The 23,614-nt window shown below is 62.6% G+C and carries 21 protein-coding genes; 6 read left to right on the forward strand and 15 right to left on the reverse strand.

The window, feature by feature from the left end:
- Nucleotides 1-11: 11 nt before the first annotated feature.
- The 5 genes from AC1RR7_RS13965 to AC1RR7_RS13985 are packed head-to-tail and all read right to left on the reverse strand — an operon-like array spanning nt 12 to nt 5,029.
- Entirely contained in the window at nt 12-1,454 is a 1,443-nt protein-coding gene (locus tag AC1RR7_RS13965) for an efflux transporter outer membrane subunit (RefSeq protein WP_096821846.1), read from the reverse strand.
- Nucleotides 1,451-2,338: an efflux RND transporter periplasmic adaptor subunit gene (locus AC1RR7_RS13970; RefSeq protein ID WP_102620551.1), complete on the reverse strand. Its 888-nt coding sequence runs from the start codon at nt 2,336-2,338 to the stop codon at nt 1,451-1,453. The genes AC1RR7_RS13965 and AC1RR7_RS13970 overlap by 4 nt, the downstream gene beginning before the upstream one ends.
- On the reverse strand, nt 2,335-2,544 hold the full coding sequence (locus AC1RR7_RS13975; protein ID WP_007957657.1) for a DUF1656 domain-containing protein: 210 nt from the start codon (nt 2,542-2,544) through the stop codon (nt 2,335-2,337). Before AC1RR7_RS13975 ends, AC1RR7_RS13970 begins: the two co-directional genes overlap by 4 nt.
- Nucleotides 2,541-4,604 (reverse strand): FUSC family protein, encoded by a 2,064-nt coding sequence (locus AC1RR7_RS13980; protein WP_493157732.1) that lies wholly within the window; start codon nt 4,602-4,604, stop codon nt 2,541-2,543. Before AC1RR7_RS13980 ends, AC1RR7_RS13975 begins: the two co-directional genes overlap by 4 nt.
- Nucleotides 4,601-5,029, reverse strand: coding sequence for a MarR family winged helix-turn-helix transcriptional regulator (locus AC1RR7_RS13985; RefSeq protein ID WP_173861332.1), 429 nt, complete (start codon nt 5,027-5,029; stop codon nt 4,601-4,603). Before AC1RR7_RS13985 ends, AC1RR7_RS13980 begins: the two co-directional genes overlap by 4 nt.
- A gap of 203 nt (nt 5,030-5,232) precedes the next feature.
- On the opposite strand from AC1RR7_RS13985, the gene AC1RR7_RS13990 reads away from it, so the two are divergent.
- Together AC1RR7_RS13990 and AC1RR7_RS13995 are read left to right on the forward strand one after the other, a co-directional pair.
- Entirely contained in the window at nt 5,233-5,511 is a 279-nt protein-coding gene (locus tag AC1RR7_RS13990) for an antitoxin of toxin-antitoxin stability system (protein ID WP_096821982.1), read from the forward strand.
- A complete protein-coding gene (locus AC1RR7_RS13995) occupies nt 5,508-5,789 on the forward strand; it encodes a type II toxin-antitoxin system RelE/ParE family toxin (RefSeq protein ID WP_096821842.1) in 282 nt (93 codons plus the stop codon). The genes AC1RR7_RS13990 and AC1RR7_RS13995 overlap by 4 nt, the downstream gene beginning before the upstream one ends.
- Nucleotides 5,790-5,792: 3 nt before the next feature.
- Here the strand turns inward: AC1RR7_RS13995 and AC1RR7_RS14000 are convergent, their stop codons facing one another.
- Nucleotides 5,793-6,038, reverse strand: a complete 246-nt coding sequence (locus AC1RR7_RS14000) for a DUF2789 domain-containing protein (RefSeq protein ID WP_085712632.1) — start codon at nt 6,036-6,038, stop codon at nt 5,793-5,795.
- Nucleotides 6,039-6,168: 130 nt separating this feature from the next.
- Nucleotides 6,169-6,630, reverse strand: coding sequence for an aminoacyl-tRNA deacylase (locus AC1RR7_RS14005; protein WP_102620548.1), 462 nt, complete (start codon nt 6,628-6,630; stop codon nt 6,169-6,171).
- Nucleotides 6,631-6,825: 195 nt separating this feature from the next.
- On the opposite strand from AC1RR7_RS14005, the gene AC1RR7_RS14010 reads away from it, so the two are divergent.
- Both AC1RR7_RS14010 and AC1RR7_RS14015 read left to right on the forward strand, forming a co-directional pair.
- Nucleotides 6,826-7,356: an NfeD family protein gene (locus AC1RR7_RS14010; protein ID WP_096821839.1), complete on the forward strand. Its 531-nt coding sequence runs from the start codon at nt 6,826-6,828 to the stop codon at nt 7,354-7,356.
- 2 nt (nt 7,357-7,358) lie between these two features.
- The gene (locus AC1RR7_RS14015) at nt 7,359-8,117 is read left to right on the forward strand and encodes a slipin family protein (protein ID WP_007957673.1); all 759 of its coding nucleotides are present in this window, start codon (nt 7,359-7,361) and stop codon (nt 8,115-8,117) included.
- Here AC1RR7_RS14015 and AC1RR7_RS14020 read toward each other — a convergent pair.
- From AC1RR7_RS14020 to AC1RR7_RS14050, 7 genes are all read right to left on the reverse strand, one after another.
- The gene (locus AC1RR7_RS14020; protein WP_493157776.1) at nt 8,083-9,057 is read right to left on the reverse strand and encodes a sulfotransferase family protein; all 975 of its coding nucleotides are present in this window, start codon (nt 9,055-9,057) and stop codon (nt 8,083-8,085) included. The two genes, AC1RR7_RS14015 and AC1RR7_RS14020, sit on opposite strands and share 35 nt — an antisense overlap.
- A complete protein-coding gene (locus AC1RR7_RS14025; protein ID WP_493157735.1) occupies nt 9,045-9,830 on the reverse strand; it encodes an aspartyl/asparaginyl beta-hydroxylase domain-containing protein in 786 nt (261 codons plus the stop codon). The genes AC1RR7_RS14020 and AC1RR7_RS14025 overlap by 13 nt, the downstream gene beginning before the upstream one ends.
- Complete coding sequence (gene cysC, locus AC1RR7_RS14030) at nt 9,827-10,432, reverse strand: adenylyl-sulfate kinase (protein ID WP_493157737.1); 606 nt, start codon at nt 10,430-10,432, stop codon at nt 9,827-9,829. The genes AC1RR7_RS14025 and cysC overlap by 4 nt, the downstream gene beginning before the upstream one ends.
- Nucleotides 10,416-11,930 carry a TolC family protein gene (locus tag AC1RR7_RS14035; RefSeq protein WP_457381759.1) on the reverse strand — a complete coding sequence of 505 codons (1,515 nt, stop codon included), beginning with the start codon at nt 11,928-11,930 and terminating at the stop codon, nt 10,416-10,418. Before AC1RR7_RS14035 ends, cysC begins: the two co-directional genes overlap by 17 nt.
- Before the next feature lie 47 nt (nt 11,931-11,977).
- Entirely contained in the window at nt 11,978-19,276 is a 7,299-nt protein-coding gene (locus AC1RR7_RS14040) for an Ig-like domain-containing protein (protein WP_493157739.1), read from the reverse strand.
- A 52-nt stretch (nt 19,277-19,328) separates the two neighbouring features.
- Complete coding sequence (locus tag AC1RR7_RS14045; protein ID WP_282188249.1) at nt 19,329-20,165, reverse strand: sulfotransferase family protein; 837 nt, start codon at nt 20,163-20,165, stop codon at nt 19,329-19,331.
- Nucleotides 20,166-20,310: 145 nt separating this feature from the next.
- Nucleotides 20,311-21,906, reverse strand: coding sequence for a glycosyltransferase family 39 protein (locus AC1RR7_RS14050; protein ID WP_493157742.1), 1,596 nt, complete (start codon nt 21,904-21,906; stop codon nt 20,311-20,313).
- 242 nt (nt 21,907-22,148) lie between these two features.
- On the opposite strand from AC1RR7_RS14050, the gene AC1RR7_RS14055 reads away from it, so the two are divergent.
- On the forward strand, nt 22,149-22,736 hold the full coding sequence (locus AC1RR7_RS14055; protein ID WP_102620539.1) for a phage tail protein: 588 nt from the start codon (nt 22,149-22,151) through the stop codon (nt 22,734-22,736).
- Between the two features lie 56 nt (nt 22,737-22,792).
- A complete protein-coding gene (locus tag AC1RR7_RS14060) occupies nt 22,793-23,104 on the forward strand; it encodes a DUF6916 family protein (RefSeq protein WP_096823021.1) in 312 nt (103 codons plus the stop codon).
- A gap of 10 nt (nt 23,105-23,114) precedes the next feature.
- On the opposite strand, the gene AC1RR7_RS14065 is transcribed toward AC1RR7_RS14060, so the two are convergent.
- Nucleotides 23,115-23,609 (reverse strand): GNAT family N-acetyltransferase, encoded by a 495-nt coding sequence (locus AC1RR7_RS14065; RefSeq protein WP_273536316.1) that lies wholly within the window; start codon nt 23,607-23,609, stop codon nt 23,115-23,117.
- Between the last annotated feature and the right edge of the window lie 5 nt (nt 23,610-23,614).

The following is a 23,614-nucleotide window of genomic DNA, read 5'->3' on the forward strand; positions in this document are numbered from 1 at the left end:
TAGCAACGGCCTCAGGGTTTGCTGGCGCTCGAGGCTTGCGTTCGTCCGCTTTCCCAACCGCCGCCGAGGGCGAGGAACAAATCGATCTGGCTCATGGCAACCTGGGTGTTGGCGGCGGCCAATTGCGCGGTGACATCGGTGTAGGTGCGGGTGGCTTGCAGGTCGGCGAGGAACGACTCGCGGCCCGCCTGGAAGAAGCGGTGAGTCTGGTCAGCGGCCAGCTTCGCCGACTGCTCCGCATCAGCCAGCGCATCGCGGCGTTGCAACAGCGCGGTGTATTGGGCCAGACCGGTCTGGGTTTCGCGAATGGCGTTCAGCACCACACCGTCGAAATGCGCCAGTGCGCCCTGGGTCGAGGCTTCGGCTTCACGAATCCGCGCCCGGGCACCGTTGGTCGGCACCTTCCAGCTCAGCGACGGGCCGAAGCCCCAGCGGTTGGTCGACGGGTCGCCGAGGTCGGAGACAATGCCGACGGTGCCAATGGTCGCGCCAATGCTGATGTCCGGGTACAGCTCGCCGGTGGCAATGCCGATCCCGGCAGTCGCGGCTGCCAGTCGACGCTCGGCCTGGCGGATATCCGGACGGCGCTTGAGCAGTGCAGCGCCGTCACCGACCGGCACCAGTTGGGCGATTTTCGGCAATTCGGCGCAGGTCGCGGTGCCGGCCGGCAATTGATCGACCGGTTTGGCCAGCAGCATCGACAGGCGGAACAGCCCGGCCTGACGCGCCGCTTCATAACGCGGCATGTCGGCGCGCAAGGACTTGAATTGGGTCTGCGAGCGGGTGACCTGGGTTTCGTCCCCGCGCCCGGCATCGCGCAGACGCTGGATCAGCGTGGTGCTCTGGGATTGCAGGTCAAGGGAATGCTGGGCGATTTCCCGCTCTTCGTTGGCCGCACAAACCTGGGTGTAAGCCCGAACCACGTCGGCCACCAGGGTGATGCGCGCGGTGTCGGCAGCGGCCTGGGTTGCATCGGCGTTGGCTTTCGCCGCTTCGATCCCACGTTGCAGAACGCCCCACAGGTCGAATTGGTACGAGGCGCTGATGCCGATGTCGGCGACGTTGGCCACCGGGACTTTCTCCGGCAGCAGGAACGCCTGACCGGATTCCTGCAAGCGCTGGGCGCCCATCTTCACACCGCCACTCCAGCCACCGGCGGCCTCGGCCTCATCGACCTGGGCACGGGCCCGCGACAGGTTCGCCGCCGCCACCCGCAGATCGGTGTTGGACGCCATCGCCTGCTGCACCAGTTGATCCAGTCGCGGATCGCGATACAACCGCCACCAGTCCGCCGGCACCGGCGACGAGACCACCGGCTTGCCGGCCACCGCCAGATCGCCCTGAAAATCCTTGCGCTGGATGGCCGCGTCACCCGGCAGGTGATAGTCCGGCCCGACCATGGAACAGGCCGACAACATCACGCCCAGCCCGGCGATCATCAGGGCCCTGTTCATTGCGCGGGCTCCTGCTGTTTATCGTCGATGATCGACACCGTGGCGGTACGCCCGGCGATCATGCGGAAGTCATCCGGCACGTCATCGAAGGCAATGCGCACCGGAATCCGCTGCGCCAGGCGCACCCAGCTGAAGGCCGGGTTGACGTTGGGCAACAGGTTGCTGCCGCTCGAGCGGTCACGGTCTTCGATGCCGGCGACGATGCTTTCGACATGCCCGCGCAACCGTGCGCGGTCGCCGATCACGCGGATATCCACCGACTGGCCGACGTGGATGCCGTCGAGTTTGGTCTCTTCGAAATAGCCGTCGATGTGGAACGAATTGCTGTCCACCACCGACAACACCGGACGCCCGGCCGTTACGAATTCCTGGGTGCGCGGCGCGCGGTCGTTGACGTAGCCGTCCACCGGGCTGCGGATCACCGAGCGGTCGAGGTTGAGCTGGGCACTGTCCACTGTCACCAGCGCTTCGGCCAGTGCCGATTGCGCGCGAGCGACTTTCGACTGGCTCTCTTCCAGCTGTTCGGCCGGCACCAGATTGCCCAGACCACGATTACGCTTGGCTTCACGCTGGGCCTGGGCGAGGGTTTCTTCGCGGTCGGCAACGGCTGCCTTGGCCTGACGCAACGCCAATTTGAAACGGTCCTGATCGATGCTGAACAGCACCTGGCCGCGCTTCACCAACTGGTTATCCTTGACCTCGACCTGCTGGATCAGCCCGGACACGTCCGGGGCGATCTGCACGATATCGGCGCGGATGTGGCCGTCACGGGTCCAGGGCGCGAACATGTAATACATCACCATGCGCCAGACCACGACGACGGCGAAAGTCACGATCAGCAAGGTCAGCATCACGCGACCGATGGTCAAAAACGGTTTTTTCATGTCATCAGGTATCGACTGAGTGAGTCCACGCCGTACAGCATCACGGCGTAGAGAGCCACGTTGAACAATGCCCGGTGCCAGACCAGACGGTAGAAATGCAGGCGTGTAAGCACGCCATGTACCAGCACAAACAGCACATACGTGATGCCCATCAGCACCAGCAGGGTCGGCAGGAAAATGCCGCTGATGTCCAGGTCACCGATCATAGGGGCGCTCCCTCGGGCAGCGGTTCTTCGGGCTCGGCGCTGGAGACGAATTCGACGCCGGGCAACAGCGCCAGACGCAAACCGCTCAAGGCGTGCAACAGGTGTAGTCGGGTTTCTTCATCGCCGTGGCCGTTGAGCGCGCGACGGGTGCGGTCCATGGTCATCAGCAGCGGGCTCGGCGCCGGCAAGCGTTCGCCGGCCTTGAGGCAGGCCCGGAAGTAATCGCCGACCTCGGCCACCACTTGCTGCAACAACGCGTTCGGCCCGCCGGTCACGCGCGGGGTGTAGGCCAGCAGGTCGAGCAGATTCAGGCCAACGCGCACTTCGCGCATGGCGATGCCGGTGTCCTGGCCGGTCAGCGCCAGGCGCGGCAGGTGCTGCATCAGGCGGTCGAGCAGTTGCACGCCCAATTGCCGGTGCTCAGCGAGGTTCGCCGGCTCGGTCATGCTGACGATGTCTTTCCAGCTGAAACGGGTCAGGCGCTTGGCGGCGAGCTCGGCGCCGAACGGCCGGGCGATCAGCGTCCAGATAAACGCAAACAACAACCCCATCGGGCCCGCCAGGTTGGAGTTCACGAAGGCGAAGAAGTCCGCATCGTAAGCGCCCGAGATACTGATGAACGACGAGGTGTTCACCAGGGTCAGCAGCATGCCGAGGTAGAACCGTGGTTGTACCGTCAGGGTGCCGACGCAGATGAACGGGATGGCAAATGCCAGCACCAACATCGGGAAGTCATGCAGGTTTGGCAGCACCAGAAACAGGTACAGACTGGCGAACAGCACCGACATCCCGGTCCAGAAAAAGAACCGGTAAATCTGCGGTGCCGGGTCGTCCATCGAGGCAAAGAAACTGCACGACACCGCTGCCAGAATCACCGCGCTGCCGCCGTCGGTCCAGCCCAGCAGAATCCACAATGTCGAGGCGACGATGATCGCCAGAATGGTCGAGGCCACCGAATACAGCATCAGCCCACGGTCGAGAAACGGCGTCAGGCGTCCAAGGCGCCAGTGACGATAAACCGCGCGCCAGCTGTCCTGGCGCTCGCACAGGATCGCGTCCTGCAGGCTGCGGCAGTCCTGCCACAGATCGATGAATTCGCCGAGGCGGTACAGCGCGTTGGAAAACAGCAACTGTTTGCGATCTTCGAGGGCTTCGGCGCTGGGTTGCAGGGCTTCGAGCTGATCGCGCAGGGCTTGCCAGCGGTCGAGATCGGCGTCTTTATAGCCGAGCCATTCGCGGGTGGCGCTGAGCAGCGGCGCGAATTTTTCCACCAGTTCCGGCGTGCGCCGTTCGAGGGCGTAAAGCGAATCTTCCAGTGCGTCGATCACCGGTAGAAGGTGAATCATCCGCCCGCGCAGTTCCTTGGTGTTGCGCACCGTCTGCGGTCGTGCACCTTCGTGCGGCAACTGGCCGATCATCAATTCGAGGCTGTTGAAACTGCCGACCATGGCCATGCGCAGGGCGGTGACTTCTTCGGGCTGCACGTCGCGGCTGAGGAATTTCAGGCTGTAGGTCGTCGCATCGGCAAACCACTTGCCCACCGCATCGTTGAACACGGGCGCCAGGCGCCGAGGCCAGAACATCGCACCGACCACCGCCGCCACCGCGATGCCGAGGAAGATCTCTTCGGTGCGCGCTTCCGCCACATCCCAGACCGCCAGCGGGTTATCCACCGTCGGAAGGGCGATCAGCGGCAAGGTGTACCCCGCGAGCATCAGCGCGTAATTGTTGGCGGTGCGCAGGTGCAGCGACAGGAACAGCAGAATCCCGGTCCACAACGCGATGACCACCACCAGCACATACGGGCTCTGGACGAACATCGGCACGAACAGCACCGCCGCCGCAGCACCGAGAAAGGTCCCGATCGCCCGGTACAAAGCCTTGGAACTGGTCGGCCCTAGGAACGGGCTGGAAACGATGTACACCGTGGCCATCGCCCAGTAAGGACGCGGCATCTGCATCAGCAAGGCGATGTACAACGCGATCATCGAGGCTGCAAACGTACGGATCCCGTAGAACCAGTCCCGGGCCGGAGGAATGCCGGAAAAAAAGCCGTTCACGGATAGATCACCGCTGGCGGGCTGGCCGCCTCAAAAGCTCTCAGTACACGAAGCGTAGCCTCCAGATCACTCCGGTCGATGCCTTCGAGCACCTCATTACGCAGACGCACCAACTCGACTTCCACCGCTTGTACCAGCTCACGGCCGGTGTCGGTCAGGCTCAGGCATTTGGCCCGGCGATCCTGCGGATCTTCAGTGCGGCAGACGTAGCCGGCGTGGCACAACTGATCGAGCAGCCGCACCAGCGAAGGGCTCTCGATCCCCGCCGCCTGCGCCACCTGCACCTGATGCACGCGCTCCCCCAGACGCCCGATCATCAACAACGGGACGGCACAGGCTTCGGAAATTCCATAGTTGACCAGCGTGGTCTGGCAGATCTTCCGCCAATGCCTGGCGGCCACCACCATGGCGCTGCTGATGTTCATCTGGAGGGCGTCGAGGGTATTCGGCACGAGGGAATGCACACACTGTTAGTTTGCTAACTATCAATATGGCATTTGAGGGGAAATTCAGTCAAGTTTTGAAACAAATTGCCCCGTTGGTCGTTAGAGCGATCAGGTGGTTCCTAATTAGGAACTTACAATGTATATACCTTTTCAGTACGAACCCCCTTTCGAAGGAGTTGAGCATGTCAAAACAAGCCGTTTTCACAATGAAGCTGGAGCCGGAGTTGCGTGAGCAATTCATGGCCGAAGCTGAAGCAACGCATCGCCCTGCCTCGCAAATCGTAAGAGAAATGATGCGGCACTTCGTCCAGACTCAACGTGAGGCTCGCGAGTACGAGGCGTTTCTGCAGCGGAAGGTAGATATCGCACGAGCCTCTATACGCGACGGGGATGGCTTGTCGAATGAAGAAGTAGAAGCAGAATTCGCCGCAAGGCGCAGGCGGGCAGACAATCAAGAATGAGGATTATCTGGACGAAAACCGCCAAAAAGGATCGTGAAAAAATTTGGGATTATCTTCACTCCGTAAACCCAAAAGCCGCTGTAGATATGGATAACCGCTTCAGCGAAGCGGTTTCCCGAATTTCTCAGAATCCGGAAATTGGCCCAGTCGGTATCATTGCCGGCACGCGAGAAGTCATTCCACACCAAAGCTATCGGCTCGTTTATCAATTGGAACACGATGCAGCCTGGATTCTGGCACTGGTCCATACCGCTCGATTATGGCCGTTACCACGGTGACTGCTACCCCGCCCGCCCCTTCCTCAACATCACATCCAACTGATCCACCACCTCCGCCCAATCCGCATCATCGAGAATCTCGTCCCGCAGGAAATCCGCCTGGCTCTTGGTCCAGAAAAACGCGTCGCACAGGTGCAGTTCGGGCTTGAGCGGGGAATGGGTGGCGATGAACTGGTCGATGCTGACCGGGTCGTTGGGCAGTCCGAGCTGTTTGAACAGGGACGGGAGGCTGTGCGTCGGATTTTCCATTGTTCTACTCCTTCGAAGATTCAGTGGATGCAAACATTTCGCGAGCAAGCCACATTGCCACAGATTCATTGCAGAACCTGTGGGACCGGGCCTGCTCGCGATTGGCGTCGGCGCAGACGCTAACAAAAACCTACTGACTCAACTCCCGCACCTGGGCATGGGGCACCATTTTCAGGAACTCGGGCATGCTCATGTGCAGCAGGTTGTTGTGGTTGCCGGCCTCCAGGTAAATGTCTTTTTGCCGGGTCAACAACGGGTCGATGACCATGTCCAGCCCGTAGGAGTCGCCCAGCGGCGGCACCGCGCCGCGCTCGCAATCGTCGAACAGGTGCGCCAGGGTGCTTTCGCGGGTGATCTGCCACTCGCCGCTGGTGCGCACTTTGCTCAGGTCCAGATGGCGGCTGGCGGGCAGCACGGCCATCAGGTAATGCCCGTGGTGGTCGTCGAGGATCACCGATTTGGCCACTCTATCCGCCGGAATCCCCGAAACCCGCGCCGTTTCAAGGCTGCTGCTCGAGTGCGGATGGGAGAGGACGTCATATTCGCATTGCGCCCGGGTCAGGCTGCTTTGCACTTTTCTTGCCATACGCATGATGCACCTCGGTGCCCGCCGACGCTGCGCGGCGGGCGGTGATGAACATTGTTCCTGTCCTTGAAAGTCTAGTCGGGCACGCTGCGAGTGAAGGGAATTCCGCCCACTGGCGACACGGGCAATTTGATCAAAATTCATCCAGCTCCAGGCTCAACTAGACTGTAAAGAGAACCCCTGACTCTCCCGGAGGGTCACGTGAACACCCGTCGCTGTGCGTTTGTCCTGTTGATGCTGCTGAGCGGATCGGCCCTGGCTGTGGACACCCCGCTGCACGCTGTCGACCCCATCGGCCTGTGGCTGATCACCTTGGGCATCGCGTTCCTGATCGCCGAAGCCGCGCTGCCCAACTACGGCGTGATCGGCCTGGGCGGCATCGTCATGTTCGTGATCGGCGCGCTGATCCTGGGCAACGCCGAACTGCCGGTGCCGATGATGATCGGCCTCGGGCTGGTCAGCGCCCTGCTGCTGATTGCGCTACTGATCCGCGCTTTGAAGACTCGACCGCGCCATCCGGTCAGCGGCGACGCGGGCCTGCTTGGCAGCGTAACGGCCGTGACGGTCGTGCAGCCGCAGGACGCTCGCAACGGCTGGGTGCAATTACAGGGAGAACGCTGGCAAGTTCTGAGCGCGACGCCACTGCACACCGGGCAACCGGTGCGGGTGGTCGGGCGCAAGGGCTTGTTGCTGCAAGTGGCCGCGGCTGACGCGGCACCGCTCGGAGAGTGATCATGGGTCTGCAAATCGGTTTTGTCGCGCTGCTGCTGTTGCTCATTGCCCTGGCCGGCTCGACGTTCCGCATCCTGCGTGAATACGAACGCGGCGTGGTGTTCCAGCTCGGGCGCTTCTGGCAGGTCAAGGGACCGGGGCTGATCCTGTTGATTCCGGTGGTGCAGCAAATGGTCCGGGTCGATCTGCGCACCATTGTTCTCGACGTGCCGCCGCAGGACGTGATCACCCGCGACAACGTCTCGGTCAAGGTCAACGCGGTGCTGTATTTCCGCGTGCTCGACCCACAGAAAGCGATCATCCAGGTCGAGGACTTCCTCATGGCCACCAGCCAACTGGCCCAGACCACCCTGCGTGCGGTGCTCGGCAAACATGAACTGGACGAACTGCTGGCCGAACGCGAACGCCTGAACATCGACATCCAGCAAGTGCTCGACGCCCAGACCGACGCCTGGGGCATCAAGGTCGCCAATGTCGAGATCAAACACGTCGACCTCAACGAGTCGATGGTGCGCGCCATCGCCAAACAGGCCGAAGCCGAACGGGAACGGCGAGCCAAGGTGATCCACGCCGAAGGTGAATTGCAGGCCTCGGAAAAACTCATGCAGGCCGCCGAAATGCTCGGGCGCCAGCCAGGCGCCATGCAGTTGCGTTACATGCAGACCCTGAGTTCGATTGCCGGCGACAAGAGCTCGACCATCGTCTTTCCGTTGCCGATCGAATTGCTCAAGGGGATGGCGGATCTGTCGGCGAAATCGTGAGCGCGCGCAGGCGCTCAAGCGCTTCGTAGGGCGCCCGGGCACAACGTTCCACTTGCGTCTGCAACAGCGTGGAAGCTTCACGGCGTTTGCTTTCGCCATCGGCGACAAACGCCTGTGACGGCTGTTTCGCATGTTGTGCCGAGCCTGCCAGAGCCTGTTCACGTTGCGTGACGTTCAACCTGAAAAACCTTGCCAACCGCCCCGTCATCGCCTCGGGCAACTCGTTGTAATTCACTGCCAGCCCGCCGAAATCAGCGCAGTGCAAGCGCCCCGCCTCCAGCAGGCGTCCCAGCCTCCGGGCGATGAAATCCTCACGCCCTTCGAATGGCAAGTTGTCGTCCAGCACGCACTCGCCGAGCATGCCGGGCACCATGTGCATGCCCGGGCGCCGCAGATGCGAAACGGCGATTTCCAGCGGATCGCGGTAGACGAACAACCAAGGCGTATCGGAGAAGCATTCGTGAAGCAGAGGCCATTCACCGATGTTCCAGGCGTCGAGCTTGATCACCAGCCGTTGCTCCACACCGCGCCGGCGCTGACCGTAGGCCGAGAGCAACCCGGCGATGGCCGCACGGCGTTCGACGGCCGGTAGATCACTGCGTAGCAAGGCATCGAGGGGCGGCGGTTCCGAGATCACGATGTGATCGTCGAGGCGGGCGAACATCTGGCTGATCAGCGTCGATCCGCAACGCGAGGCGTGCAGGATGAAGGCGCTCGGCGCCAGGCCAGGACTGAGCGCCTGCCAATCCGTGAGTGCCGATAAGGGTGTTTGCCGGCGAAACGCCTGATTGAACGGCAGCCGCAGCGCTTCTTCCACCGCATCGCGAAAAAACGGCTGATGCAGCGGCGTATCGCCAAACCAGCACCAGTCCACCTGCCATTGGCTGGCGTCTTTCCAGATGCGAATCGGTAGCCAGCCGTCGAAATTCAGGCTCGCCATTGTTCGTTCCATGACCGGCGCCCCTTGCGCATCGCCGCCTCCAGCTCTTCCCGGGAGAATGACAAGCCGCGCTCGGCGGCCAATGCCAGTGTCTGGCTGATGAACACTTCGGGGTCGTGCAGTGCCTGCAAGGTCGCCGACAACGAAGGATCCACGGCCAGCAGACGATGAAACCGCTGCAACGCCGAGTCTTCGGCATCAGGCTGCGGCGTGTTCGGTAAACCCTCGGCAATCATCTGCTCCAGCCAGACGTCGGGACGGCAATCGAGTACCAGATGAATGCGCGCCGTACTGTCGCGATTGTCGACCCGATGCGGCCGCGCAAGGTCGAGAAACCAGCACTCGCCCGCCGACATCGGCATGCGCAGACCGTCGAGCCAGAAGTCCACGGCAGGTGGGCTGAGCAGCGGAATATGCAATCGGAAATCCGCGTCAGGTCCTTCGAGGTCGTAGTCGCGATGCTCGTGAATCTGACCACCCGGCCCCAGCCGCAGCAGCCGGGCACTGACGATATCCAGCGGCAGATCACGCAACGCCTGCTGCCAGCGGCGGTCCTTCAGCCATGGCACACGCTGTACAGGTTCGGCGGTTCCTGGGGACAGTTCAGTCAGCGCATCGGCAGCGGAAATCAGCGCCACGCCGCTCCAGTCGCCCGCGAAATAGGCCGTGTTGAAATGCCCGCGCCAGGCATCGTTTTCAATCGCCGCCAGCGCCTGCAACAGCAACGGCAGCTCCACCGTCACCGGCAGCCGCGAAAACGCCGGCCGGCTCATGTCCTGGGCAACACCGCGGATTCGCCGAGCCAGGTCAGCAAGCGGTCAAGGCAGGCCTCGACTGTCAGCGACCCGGTATCGAGTACCAGCGACGCCTGGGCCGGTGGCTCGTAAGGTGCCGACACGCCGGTAAACCCGGCCAGCTCGCCGCGTCGCGCCCGGGCGTAATGCCCTTTCGGATCGCGCTGTTCGCACACCGCCAGCGCGGCGCTGCACCAGACTTCGCGATAGTCATCGCCCAGGCGTTGAGCGAACACGTCACGCAACTCCACCAGTGGCGCGATCATCGCCAGAATCACGATCTGCCCGTTCTCCACCAGCAGCGCCGCCAGTTCACTGGCCCGACGGATGTTTTCCAGGCGGTCGGCATCGGTGAATCCCAGATCGCGGTTGAGCCCGACGCGCAAACCATCGCCGTCGAGCACCACACTTTGCAGACCTCGTTCGAAGAGTTCGGCATGCAGCGCCTGAGCCAGGGTCGATTTGCCCGCCGCCGGCAAACCGGTCAGCAAGACGGCCGTGCCGCGATGGCCATTGCGGGCCTCGCGTTGTGCACGGCTGATGCTGGCGGTCGGCGCCAGCACATCACTTCGCAGAGGCATGGGCCACCGGCACCGAAATATCCCCCGACGCCCACGCCGCTTCGCGGTTGGCCAGCGCCGTGGCGATCGACTGCACTTCGGTCGACTGCACCTGATCCGGTAACGGATCGAGCCCGGCACTGGCGAAGATCTGGCCATAGGCATTGCGCAGATCGGCGTAGGACAGGTCGCGACGCAAATCCGCTTGCAGGTTGTTCAGTTCGCCCTGAATCAGATCCAGTTCGCCGATGCCCGCCGCCTGATGACGGTTGCGCAGCTGACCGACGATTTGCCCGTCGATGTCCGACAGTTGCTGGTTGGTCTTGAACTGACGCAGCGCCTCCTGATAGTTGGCGTTGGCCACGTACAACTGCGCCAGCACTGCAATCGACATGGCCTGACGGCGTGCGGTGGCAACTTCTTCGCCGGCCTTGGCCACGTCGATGGCCGCCGGGGCGGAGATCACGTTGAACAGGTTCCAGGTCACTTTCACGCCATAGTCGGCCCAGCGGTCGTTCACCAGGAACGAGTTGCTGTCGTAGTGCCCGCCGGCGGAAAACTCCAGGCCCGGCAGCATGCGCAACATCGCCTTGCGGGTTTCGGCGGCGCTGATTCGGGTCTGGTAATCCTGCTCACGCAGTTCCGGACGGCTGGTCAGGGCTTCCTGTTCCAGTTTGGCGATATCGACCTTGAGTTCCGGGATCTGATATCCGTCGTCGGTGGCCAGCGTCAGGTTGGTGCCCATCGGCAGGTTGATCAGGGTCGCCAGTTCGGTTTTCGCCAGCGACAGCGCACGGCGCTGCTCTTCCAGCTGTCGGGTGGCTTCGATCAGCGAACGTTGATAACCGAGGGACTGCACCGGATCGCCGATACGCTGCTCGCTCATGCTTTCGCTGTTGCGCCGGGCAGCGTCGACCCGCGCCATCAGGCTGTCGATCTGCTTGAGCAGACGTTCGGCCGCCATCGCCCGCCAATAGGCCGAGCGCACATCCTGAACAATGGTGTTGATCACCTTGCGCCGACGTTCCTGAACGATCAGACGCTGGTCGCCCTGTTGTTTGGCGTTGATGTAGCTGACACCAAAATCGAGAACGTTCCAGACCATGGTCAGGTCCGCGACGTTGCGGTCGCGGTCCTGGGAGGTCGACGGTTCCAGAGACTGGGTGCCGGTGCGTACGCTCTGGCTGCTGGAAGCGCTGACGTTGTTGCGCCCGACGTAACCGGCGTCCAGCGCCATGCGCGGCAGCATGTCGAAACTGGCAAGGTCGAGCTGCCGTTTGGCCAGCGCTTCCTCCATGATTTTCAAGCGCCCTTCAAGGTTGTACTTCACGGCGCGGGCCATGGCCTGGTGCAGGGTCAGCGGACCGCGCAGCGGTTCCTGGCCCTTGTACATGGTTTGCAGGTCGGCTCGGGCCCGTTGCTCACTGACGCTGCGTTCGATCGGTTCACTGGTGACTGCACATCCGCTGATCGCCAGCGCCAGCAGGCTGGCGCCGAACAACTTCTGACTTTTCTTCATCCCTGGATCGCCCCTAGGTCCCGCACATATTGAGTTGTTGTGTGTTGTCAGGCCGGCATTTCGCTGATGCCGACCTGTTGCAGAGCCGCCGCCAGGTTGTCGACCCGGTGCTGCTCGCTGTCCTTGATCTGTTGCAGTTGCTGGCCCAGGGTCGGCGCGCCGAACACACCGCGCAGGCCTTGGGACACGTCGCCGCCCCGGATCGAGTGGCTGTCGAAAGCGTTCAGCGAACCCCGCTCGGCGGCGCTGTCCTGATTGAACAGACTCGACAGCGTGCTGCTGCCAAATACCCCGCCATCGCCGCCGCCGAATCCGAGGAAGCCATGGCCGGAACCGTCACCGCCGCTGTCGCTGCTGGTGAAGACCTGGGCAATGAAACTCGGGCTCAACGCACCTTGGTTGATGAAAATATCGCCCAGCGGACGGATGCCGTCGCCGATCACCCGCTGTTCGAACAACGGTGCGAAAGTCAGCGGTGAACCGAGGTTGCCGGTGGGCGGCATGAAGACGATCGGTTGCAGCGGGACGTTCGGCGGTGGCGGCTGCACGACCGGATCGCTGCTGCGGAACTCCGGATCCGGCGTCACCACGACTGACGGTGAAGTCGGTGACACTGCCGGCACTGTATTGATCACGTAGTTGCCGGAACTGCTGACACCACTGCCGCTGTTTCCGGACAGATCGCTGACCCCGGCACTGTTGATGCTGATCGCATTGCTGGCGCTGTTGACGTTGGCGTTCGGCGTCAGGGTCGCGGTCCAGGTCTTGCCGCCGTCGCTGCTGCTCAGGTTGGACAAGGTGCCGTTGGCCACGCTGAGATCCGACAGGTCGAAACCGGTCACCGCTTCGTTGAAGGTGATGATCACCTGCGACGTCTGGCCGACGCCCAGATTCGGGTTGGCGACCACTACCGTGGCGGTCGGCCGCTCACTGTCGAGGGCATAGTTGTTCGACACCGCCACCGTGCTGCCGACGTTGCCCGCCAGGTCGGTGACGTTGCTGGTGTCCAGGGCAATGAAATTGCTTGGGTCGGTGACATTCGCGGTCGGCGTGAAGGTCGCGGTCCAGGTCTTGCCGCCATCGCTGCTGGTCAGGTTGCTCAGGTCACCGTTGGTCACGCTCAGGTCGGACAGGTCGAAATTGCTCACCGCCTCGCTGAAGGTGAAGGTCACCGTGGTGCTCTGACCGATGCCCAGATGCGGGTTGGCGACCACGATGTTCACCGTCGGCCGGGTCGCATCGAGGATGTAGTTATTGGAGATGGCGATGCTCGCGCCAAGGTTGCCGGCCAGATCCTGGACACCTGCGGTGTCGATCAGGATCAGGTTGGTCGCGTCGTTGACGCCGGCTGTTGGCGTGAAGGTCGCCGTCCAGGTCACGCCGCCGTCGCTGCTGGTCAGGTTCGACAGCGCACCGTTGGCGACGCTGATGTCGGACAGGTCGAAACCGCTCACCGCTTCGCTGAAGGTGATGGTCACGGTGGTGGTTTCACCGATGCCCAGCCGGTTGTCGGCGACCACGATGGTGGCGGTCGGCAGCGCGGTGTCGATGACGAAGTTGTTGGAATCGGTGTTGCCGATGCCACTGTTGCCCGACAGGTTGGCCACCCCGGCGTTGTTCAGGGTGATCAGGTTGGTGGCGTCAGAGATATTGGCCGTCGGCGTGAAGGTCGCGGTCCAGGTAATACCGCCGTCGCTGCTGCTGACATTGCTCAATGTGCCGTTGGCGATGGTCAGGTCACTGTTGTCGAAACCGCTCACCGCTTCGCTGAAGGTGATGGTCACCAACGAGGTTTCCCCGGCCTTGAGCGAAGTGTCGGCAACCACGATGGTGGCGGTCGGCACCAGGGTCTGCACCTGGTAGTTGGCCGAACTGGTGGTGCCAGTGCCGGTGTTGCCGGCCAGGTCGGTGATGCCGGTGTTGTTCAGGACAATCAGGTTGGTGAGGTCGGTCACACCGATGTTTGGCGTGAACGTGGCCGTCCAGGTGATGCCGCCGTCGCTGCTGCTGACGTTGCTCAACGTGCCGTTGGCGACGCTCAGGTCGGAATTGTCGAATCCGGTCACCGCCTCGCTGAACGTGATGGTCACCAGCGACGTTTCACCCGGCCGCAGGCTGGAGTCGCTCATGACAATGGTCGCGGTCGGGCGCTGACTGTCGACCGCGTAGTTGTTGGAGTCGGTGGTGCCACTGCCGGCGTTGCCCGCAAGGTCGGCGATGCCGGTGTTGTCCAGCGTGATGATGTTGGTGGTGTCGGTGATACCGGCCGCCGGGGTAAAGGTGGCCGTCCAGGTGATGCCGCCATCGCTGCTGCTCACCGCACTCAGCGTGCCGTTGTCGATGGTCAGGTCGGCATTGGTGAAACCGGTCACCGCTTCGCTGAAGGTAATGGTCACCAGACTGGTCTGGCCGACGCCGAGTGCGGTGTCAGCCACTACGATAGTGGCGGTCGGGCGCACCGTATCGATCGAATAATTGTTCGAATCGGTGGTGCCGCTGCCGGCATTGCCCGACAGGTTTTGAACACCGGAGTTGTCCAGCGTAATCAGGTTGGTGGCATCGGTGATGTTGGTGGTCGGCGTGAAGGTGGCCGTCCAGGTGATGCCGCCGTCGCTGCTGCTGACGGCCGACAACGTGCCGTTGGCAATCGTCAGGTCGGCGTTGGTGAAACCGGTCACCGCCTCGCTGAAGGTAATGGTCACCAGCGAGGTCTCGCCGATCTTCAGACTGGGGTCGGCCACGATGATGGTCGCGGTCGGCAGCACGGTGTCGATGGTGTAATTGGCCGAGCTGGTGGTTCCGCTGCCGGCGTTGCCGGCCAGGTCGGCGACCCCGGCGTTGGCCAGGGCGATCACGTTGGTGGCGTCGTTGACGCCCACGTTCGGGGTGAACGTCGCCGTCCAGGTGATGCCGCCGTCGCTACTGCTCACGGCCGTCAGCGTACCGTTGGCAATCGTCAGGTCGGCGTTGGTGAAACCGCTCACCGCTTCGCTGAACGTGATGGTCACCAGCGAGGTTTCACCGGCGCTGAGGTTGCTGTCGGAAAGCACGATGGTCGCGGTCGGGCGCTGGCTGTCGATCGCATAGTTGTTGGAATCGGTGGTACCGCTGCCGGCGTTGCCCGCCAGATCGGCGATGCCGGTGTTGTCGAGTGTGATGATGTTGGTGGTGTCGGTGATACCGGCCGCCGGCGTGAACGTTGCAGTCCAGGTAATGCCGCCATCGCTGCTGCTCACCGCACTCAGCGTACCGTTGGCGATGGTCAGGTCGGCGTTGGTGAAACCGGTCACCGCTTCGCTGAAGGTGATGGTCACCAGGCTGGTCTGGCCGATGCCGAGCGCGGTGTCGGCGACCACAATGGTGGCGGTCGGACGCACGGTATCGATCGCGTAATTGTTCGAATCGGTGGTGCCGCTACCCGCGTTGCCCGACAGGTTCTGTACGCCGGTATTGTCCAGGACGATCAGGTTGGTGGCGTCGTTGATGTTGCTGGTCGGCGTGAACGTTGCCGTCCAGGTGATGCCGCCGTCGCTGCTGCTGACCGCCGTCAACGTACCGTTGGCGATGGTCAGGTCGGCGTTGGTGAAACCAGTGACCGCCTCGCTGAATGTGATGGTCACCAGCGAGGTCTCGCCGATTTTCAGCGAGTTGTCGGCAATGATGACGGTCGCGGTCGGCACCACGGTGTCGATGGTGTAGTTGTTGGAGTTGGTCGTGCCGCTGCCGGCGTTTCCCGCCAGGTCGGCGATGCCGGTGTTGGCCAGCGCAATCAGGTTGGTCGCGTCGTTGATGCCCACGTTCGGCGTGAACGTTGCTGTCCAGGTGATGCCGCCGTCGCTGCTGCTCACGGCAGTCAGCGTACCGTTGGCAATCGTCAGGTCGGCGTTGGTGAAACCGCTCACCGCTTCACTGAACGTGATGGTCACCAGCGAGGTTTCACCGGCCGTGAGGTTGCTGTCAGCGACCACAATGGTCGCGGTCGGACGCTGGGTATCGATGGCGTAGTTGTTGGAATCGACGGTGCCGCTGCCGGCGTTACCGGCCAGGTCAGCGATGCCGGTGTTATCCAGCGTAATCAGGTTGGTGGCATCGGTGATGTTGGCGCTCGGGGTGAACGTCGCGGTCCAGGTAATGCCGCCGTCGCTGCTGCTGACGGCCGACAACGTGCCGTTGGCGATGGTCAGGTCGGCGTTGGTGAAACCGGTCACCGCTTCGCTGAAGGTGATGGTTACCAGCGAGGTTTCGCCGATTTTCAGAGCGTTGTCAGCCACCACGATGGTCGCGGTAGGACGCTGGGTGTCGATCGCGTAATTGTTTGAATCGGTCGTGCCGCTGCCGGCGTTGCCGTTCAGGTCAGCGATGCCGGTGTTGTTCAGGGTGATCAGGTTGGTCGCGTCAGTGATGCTGGCGGTCGGCGTGAACGTTGCCGTCCAGGTGATGCCGCCATCGCTGCTGCTGACCGCCGTCAACGTGCCATTGGCGATGGTCAGATCAGCGTTGGTGAAACCGGTCACCGCTTCGCTGAAAGTGATGGTCACCAGCGAGGTTTCGCCGATTTTCAGAGCGTTGTCAGCCACCACGATGGTCGCGGTCGGCCGCGCGGTGTCGATGGCGTAGTTGTTCGAGTTGGTGGAGCCGCTGCCGGCGTTGCCGGCCAGATCGACGACCCCGGTGTTATCCAGGGTGATCAGGTTGGTGGTGTCGGTGATGCTGCCGGTCGGCGTCAGCGTGGCGGTCCAGGTAATGCCGCCGTCACTGCTGCTCAGACCGCTCAGGGTGCCGTTGGCCACCGTCATGTCGGCGGTGGTGAAGCCGCTGACCGCTTCGCTGAAGGTAATGGTCACCAGCGAGGTTTCACCCGCCGCCAGATTGGTGTCGGCAACGACAATGGTCGCCGTCGGCCGCACGGTATCGATCACATAATTGGCCGAATCCGTCGTGCCGCTGCCGGCGTTGCCGGCAAGGTCAGCAATACCGGTGTTGTCCAGGGAGATAAGGTTGGTGGTGTCGGTGATGCTGGCGCTCGGGGTAAATGTTCCGGTCCAGGTGATGCCACCGTCGCTGCTGCTCACCGCCGTCAATGTGCCGTTGGCGATAGTCAGGTCGGCGTTGGTGAAACCGGTCACCGCTTCGCTGAAAGTGAAGGTCACCAGCGACGTATCGCCGATCTTCAATGCCGTATCGGACATCACGATGGTCACGGTCGGCCGTGCGGTATCGATCGCGTAGTTGACGGAATTGGTCGTGCCGACGCCCGCCACGCCGTCGCTGATCGCGGTCACCCCGGTGTTGTCGAGGGTGATCAGGTTGGTGCTGTCGGTAATGTTGTTGGTTGGCGTGAAGGTCGCGGTCCAGGTCAGACCGCCGTCGCTGCTGCTGACCGATGTCAGCGTGCCGTTGGCGATGGTCAGGTCGGCGTTGGTAAACCCGGTGACTGCCCGGCTGAAGGTGATGGTCACCAGCGAGGTCTCGCCGATTTTCAGGGCTGTGTCCGACATCACGATGGTCGCGGTCGGTGGTTCCACATAGGCGGTATTGAGCGTGCCGCCATTGTTGTAGATCGCCGCGAAGGCCAACGGTACAGAGCCCGTCACGCCGCCGCCCAGTTCCGTACCGCCGGCGCCGCTGCCGGCCGCGTTGCCGCTGATGGCGCTGAAGTTGGCGGCGGTGATCAGTACCGTGCCGCCCTGGTTCCAGATCGCACCGACACCCCGACCGCCGTCGCCGCCGTTCAGGTTGTTGCTGCCCTGGCCGCTGCCGCCACCACCCCCGCCGCCTGCACCGATGTTGTTGCTGATGACCGAGGTGCCGACGATTTTCAGGGTGCCGGTCGAGGCGTTGTAAATGCCGCCGGCCGCGTTGCCGCCGACGCCGCCGACCTTGTCCCAACCGGAGCCGCCACCGCCGCCGCCAATGGAAATGGTGCCGTTGTTGGCTGTGCCGCCGTTGCCGCCGTTACTGTAATAGGACACGCCCACACCGCCGGCGCCGCCGGTGGTCGAGCCGCCGCGTCCGCCCATGTGCGTTGCGTCATAGCCACCGCCGTAGCCGCCGACACCGCCACTGCCGGCCTGGCCGCCCAGCGTACCGGTGCCTGGCCCGGCCGTGCCGCCATGGCCGCCGCCCTGACCGCCTAGGCCACCGCCACCGCCACCACCGCCGCCGTAGTTGGCGCCCGTGACACCGCCGCCGCCACCACCGCCGGCCGCCGCGTTACCCGTGACCGAAACGTTATTCAGGGTCAGGATGCCGGCGTTGAAAATCCCGCCGCCCATGGCGCCGGTTGCGCCGTAGCCGCCATTGCCGCCGTTACCCGAGACCAGGCCCCGGGTAATGACCAGGCCATCGAGCGTTACCGTACTGCCGGAGGTGATTTCCACCACCCGGGTCTTGTACTGGCCATCGAGCGTGACGTCGGCGACACCGTCGTTGTTCAGGTCGCCATCGACCGTGATGTTCTTGTTGATCAACAATTCCGAAGTGAGCTGCACCGTCATGCTGGTGCCGAAGGTCACGATGTCGCCGTTCTGCGCCGAGGCCAAAGCTGCTCGCAGCGAGCCGACCCCGGTGTTCGCGTTGTTGGTGGCGGTCCAGGTGGCGAGGCCCCACTGGTATTCGCTCATCGACAGGGTCGACAGCACGTTGGCGCTCTCGATCTTGCCCGTGGCGATTTCCAGATCCCAGTCGCCGCCCACACCGGTGCGGTTGTTCGATGCCGCCACGTCGCGGCCGGTCAATTGCGCCAGCGAGTCGACGAAGCTCAGGCCTCGGTCACCCTCGGCGGTGTAGCAGCCGTAAATGAGGATGTCGCCGCCGACGTTCATGTCCTTGCCGATTTCCGCCAATACCGCGCTGCGCTGCGCGACGTTGTCCGCCGACAGGTAACTGTTGCCGAGCCACAGGTCACCGGCGTTGCCGTGGGCGATGATCTGCACCGAGCTGACGCCCGAGTGCTGGTCGAGATAATCGGCGATCTGCTGCAAACCATCCTTGCTGGCATCGAGCTTGACCACTTGCGTGCCGGGAGCGACGCCTTTGAGCAGGCTGTCGGCATCCTTGACCCGGGCATCGACGAACACCACGCTCTGGCCCGGTACCGCGACAGGGCTGGCGGCAGGCGTGGCATCGGCCTGGCCGTGGGTGTCCTTGCTGGCGACCGGATGATCGGCCGTCGGCGCCTTGGCTGCATCGGCGGTGGGGTGGCTGTCGGCCTGGGCGGCTGTATCAGCGACAGTGGCCGCGACGGCACCGTCGAACAGCATGCGCGGTTCCAGCGACATGATCAGCGGCGCAGCCAGCGTCCGTTGCCCTTCGGTTACCCGCGACTTTTGCTTGCTCCACCACATGTTGCTCACCCGGACTCGAACAGTTGTAACGCATCAATGAAAAACGCCGCGATCAGCTGATCGCGGCGTCGGACTTCATACGAATGACATTGGCAGCGCTGGCTGAGCCATCGAGCCAAAAGGACAAATCGGCGTATTGCTTGAACAGGTCCGGCGGCAGAATCGTGCGCCGGGACTGCAGGGCGACCTTGGGTTTGACCTTGTGCAGGCCGGCCACGCCAAGGGCCTGGTCGAACTCTGGCGCGTCATAGGCCAGGTGTTCGAAATCGTGTTCGAACCAGGGTTCGCCAATGAAGTCGTAGACCAGCCGCAGCACGCGCTCCGGGGCTTGGGTCAACAAGTCGTAATCGACGATCAGCAGCGAATCGGCGTGCTCGCCGTAATAGGCTTCCTTGAGCGCTGCCCAGGCGAATCCCACCAGACGGTTGCGCTGGGCCAGGGTTTCGCAGCGGCTGTAGACCGTGTTGCGCTCGACGGCATCGCCGAACAGCTTGGTGTTTTCATAGGGATTGGCGCGGTACAGCCGTTCCAGGCTGTCCATCACCCAGGCAACGTTGCGCACGCAGGCAATGACTTTCGCTTTGGGAAACAGGTCGCTGATGGCCGGCAGGCGTGAGCTCCACTGCCGATTGGTGTCGAACACCACCGGTTTGTCGGCCTTGTCGGCGTAGTAGGAATCGAAGAGCCCGCGCAGCAGGCGACGGCGCATCTCGGTGTCGATCACCGCGCCGAATTCGCTGCCGGCGCTGCATTGTTCAAGGACACCGGAGAACAGTGCGCCGACCGGGCTGGTCATGCCGGCATGAAAGCGCGGATTCTGCAGAAGGATCGCAGAAAGCAGGGTCGAGCCCGAGCGCGGCAAGCCGGAGATAAAGTGGAACTGCTGCATCCCTTCACCGTATTTGTAAGTCCCTTTGTCCGACGAGCGTAGTCCAACAATACCCTTTCGACTAGTAGTGTTTTGATATCAAAATAGAGCAAAACGGATTATTAAAATCCGTTTTTATCGCGAATAAAAAGGTGAAGCGTTTAAGTCATCTGGCTTCTGTTCCTTGCGCTGTTTTCAACGAAAAAAGTCGCGCTTTCGCTCCACCGGCATGGGTCTGATCACGCAATTCCCAGGTCGGCGGCAAGGGTACGAATGGATCGGGTACATCCACGTCCAGATCACCGACCAGCCAGACTCGAGCGCTGTCCTTCGGCAGATCCCCCAGCCGATCCAGATAGACCTCATCGGACACCAGCGTGCCGAAACCATAGTGGTTCGGACGCGTCGAACGGCCATCGGCGGCGGGCGGTGTATACAAGCGGATCTGGGCATCCGTGCGGTTGTAGTAGACGTAGCTCAAGTACCAGAGCATGTCGCTGGTGACGATCCGGTCGCCGCTGACGAAGTGGCGGTTGATGTGATCGACCATGACATTGAACTGGTCGTTCGGATCGACCGTGGCGTTGGTGTTCACCCCGATCATCTCGACCCCGATCAGCGATACCAGCACCGCTATCGCGAGCACACGAACATGGCTGTACAAACGATCGATGGCCAGCCCCGCCAACATCGGCAATCCCAGCGCATAGGCTGTCAGATAACGTTCGATAAACACCGGGCTGATGAAAGACACCGCGAACACCAGCAACAACGGCACACCGGTGTAGAGCGCCAGCAGCACACTGCCATGATTCACACTGCGGTCGCGGGCAACGGCCACGCCCGCCAGCACCAGCAAGGCCAGCGGCACACCGCCGAACAGCAACAGCGGAAGATGGTCACCATCGTTCTGGATCAACCACAGCCAGATCATCGACGGCAGGGAAGACAGGGTCACCGGATCTTCCCAGCCGACATCGCCACCGGCCTTGAGCTCTTCCATGTGTTGCATCAGACCGAGCAGGTTCGGCAGCCACGGCAGGTAGAGCACGACAATGGCCAGGTTGGCCAGCCACCAGTCCTTGCGCTGGAGATGCCGCAGGCGATAACCCGGCAGCAAGCGGATCAGCCCCAGATATAGCCAGTGGCTCAGCGCCGCCAGCACGGCGAAATAATGGGTGTACAGCGCGGCGGTCATCAGCAGCGCATAGATCAGCAGATACCGGCGACGCTGCGGGCGCCTGATCCAGCAGATCAACGCCAGGGTGGTGCCGATCAGCAGCAGGCCGAGCAGTGAGTACATGCGCACTTCCTGGCTGTAGCGCACCGCTGTCGGCAGCAGCGCCAGCAGCACCCCGGCGATGATCGCGGCGCGGCGGGTGGCCAGACGGTCGACCAGGCAAACACCCAGCCCGACCGTGGCGATGCCGGCCAGGGCGCTGAGGCTGCGGATCGACAGGATGCCGTCGCCGAACAACCCGATCCAGCCATGCAGCAGCATGAAGTAAAACGGCGGATGCACATCGAACGCCGCATGCTCCCAGATGCCGCCCAGCGAATAGTTCGCCAGCAGCAGGCTGGAGCCTTCGTCGCCCCAGATCGCGGCAGCGGTCAGGTCATAAAAACGCACGACCGTCGCCAACAGCAAAATCGGTATCAGCCACTGCTGGCGAGCCCAGCGCAGCAAACGCCGGACACCGGCATTCGGTGCGGCAAACGGGTCCTGGGTATCCCCCAGCGGAGTCTCGCGACGCGCTTCCATCAACCTTCCCTTACGGTATTCCGAGTAAAAAAACAGCGCCATTCATTGCGCACACTGTAGGCCAGAGCTGAAGCCGACGCGCGGCCACGACGACGTCCGGCAAGTCCGTCGATCCGGGTCTACGCTACGGCTTGGCGTGACCTGCCCGCGCAAATGGAAGGAGTCAGTAAAGCGTTTCGACCTGCCCGGCAGTAGAGGCTACCGCGCGGCGCGCCGACCACATAACAGAAGGATGAGGAACCATGGAAGTCTTTATGGGTACGATTCAACCGTTCGCCTTCAACTTCGCTCCCAGCGGCTGGGCCTTGTGTAATGGACAAATCCTGGGCATCTCGCAATACCAGGCGTTGTTTGCCTTGCTGGGTACCTACTACGGCGGTAATGGCACGACCAACTTTCAGTTGCCCAATCTGCAAGGGCGCACGATGGTCGCTCAGGGGGCCGGGCTGGGGCTGACGCCGCGTGTCATCGGTGAAGTGTCCGGCACCGAGAGTGTCACCGCCACCATTGCCAACATGCCCAATCATACGCACGCCATGACCGGTCTCACCGCCAATACGGCCTTGAAACTGGCCGTACCCGCGAGCAATCCGGCGACCACGCCAACCGCCACCAACTCCTACATCGGCGCCTCCGGTGGCGGCCCAGGCTCGGCGAATATCTACTCCGACGCCCAAGGCGCCACGCCGGTTCCAATCCAGGGCCTGACCACCACCGTCACCGGGGACATTTCCTCCACTGGCGGCAGTCAGCCGCTGGGCATCATGAACCCCTTCCTGGTCCTCAACTTCAGCGTTGCCCTGAACGGCCTCTTCCCTTCGCGCAACTGAACAACTGCCGGGGGCTTCGGGCCCCCGGCCGTTTCTCTCGTCACTGGAGTCAGACCATGCTGCAAGCGGTTCAGATCCAACACGCCCAGGCATTGCTGGGACAACAACACACGCTGCACCTGCCGGACGGCACAGCGCTGCCGATTCAGATCGAATACCTCGAAGAAGTCCCTGCGGCGAAAACCCGCTTCAGCGAACGCATGCCCTTCTGCCTCGAATTCAACAGCCTGGTGCCGACCGAGTTTGTCGACGGCTTGTGCGCACTGGAGCTGCCGGAACTCGGACGGGTAGAGGACATTTTTGTGTCGCGGGTGCCGGCGATGGGGCGGGATCCGCAGTTGGGCTACTTCTGTATTTCCTTCAACTGAGTTCCCGGGCTCACTGCGGATACCACACCAACCGCTCCGCCGCCGGATTGCGCTCTTCCACCGCAAAGCCCAGCGCCAGGTAATGCTGGCGTGCATGGGGATTGTTGGCCCAGACCACCGTCGTCACCGGGCAGCGGACTTGTTGCGCGGCCTTTTGCACGCCTTGCAACACCGCACGGCCGTAACCCTTGCCCCGGGCCTGGGGGATGAAGGCGATGTACAACACGCGGATTTCGTTGGGGCCGAAGTCAGTGCTCAACGCGCCGATAGCCGTGCCGAGCTTTTCCACGACGTAGTGCATGGCATTGGGATGGTTTTCACCCACACCCTGCTCCTGCACCTGAAATTGCTGCGCGACCACGTGCTGCACCACTTCCTGCTCGCCGTCGATCCATTGCAGATCCGGGCGCGCCGACTGATAGAGGCTTTGCAAAAACGGTCCGTCGGTGGCTCGTGAAGGCCGCACCACCAATCCGTCTGCCGACACTGCTGCGTTGTCCGCCATGTTCA

The sequence above is a fragment of the Pseudomonas sp. GW821-FHT11G12 genome, assembly GCF_058808055.1.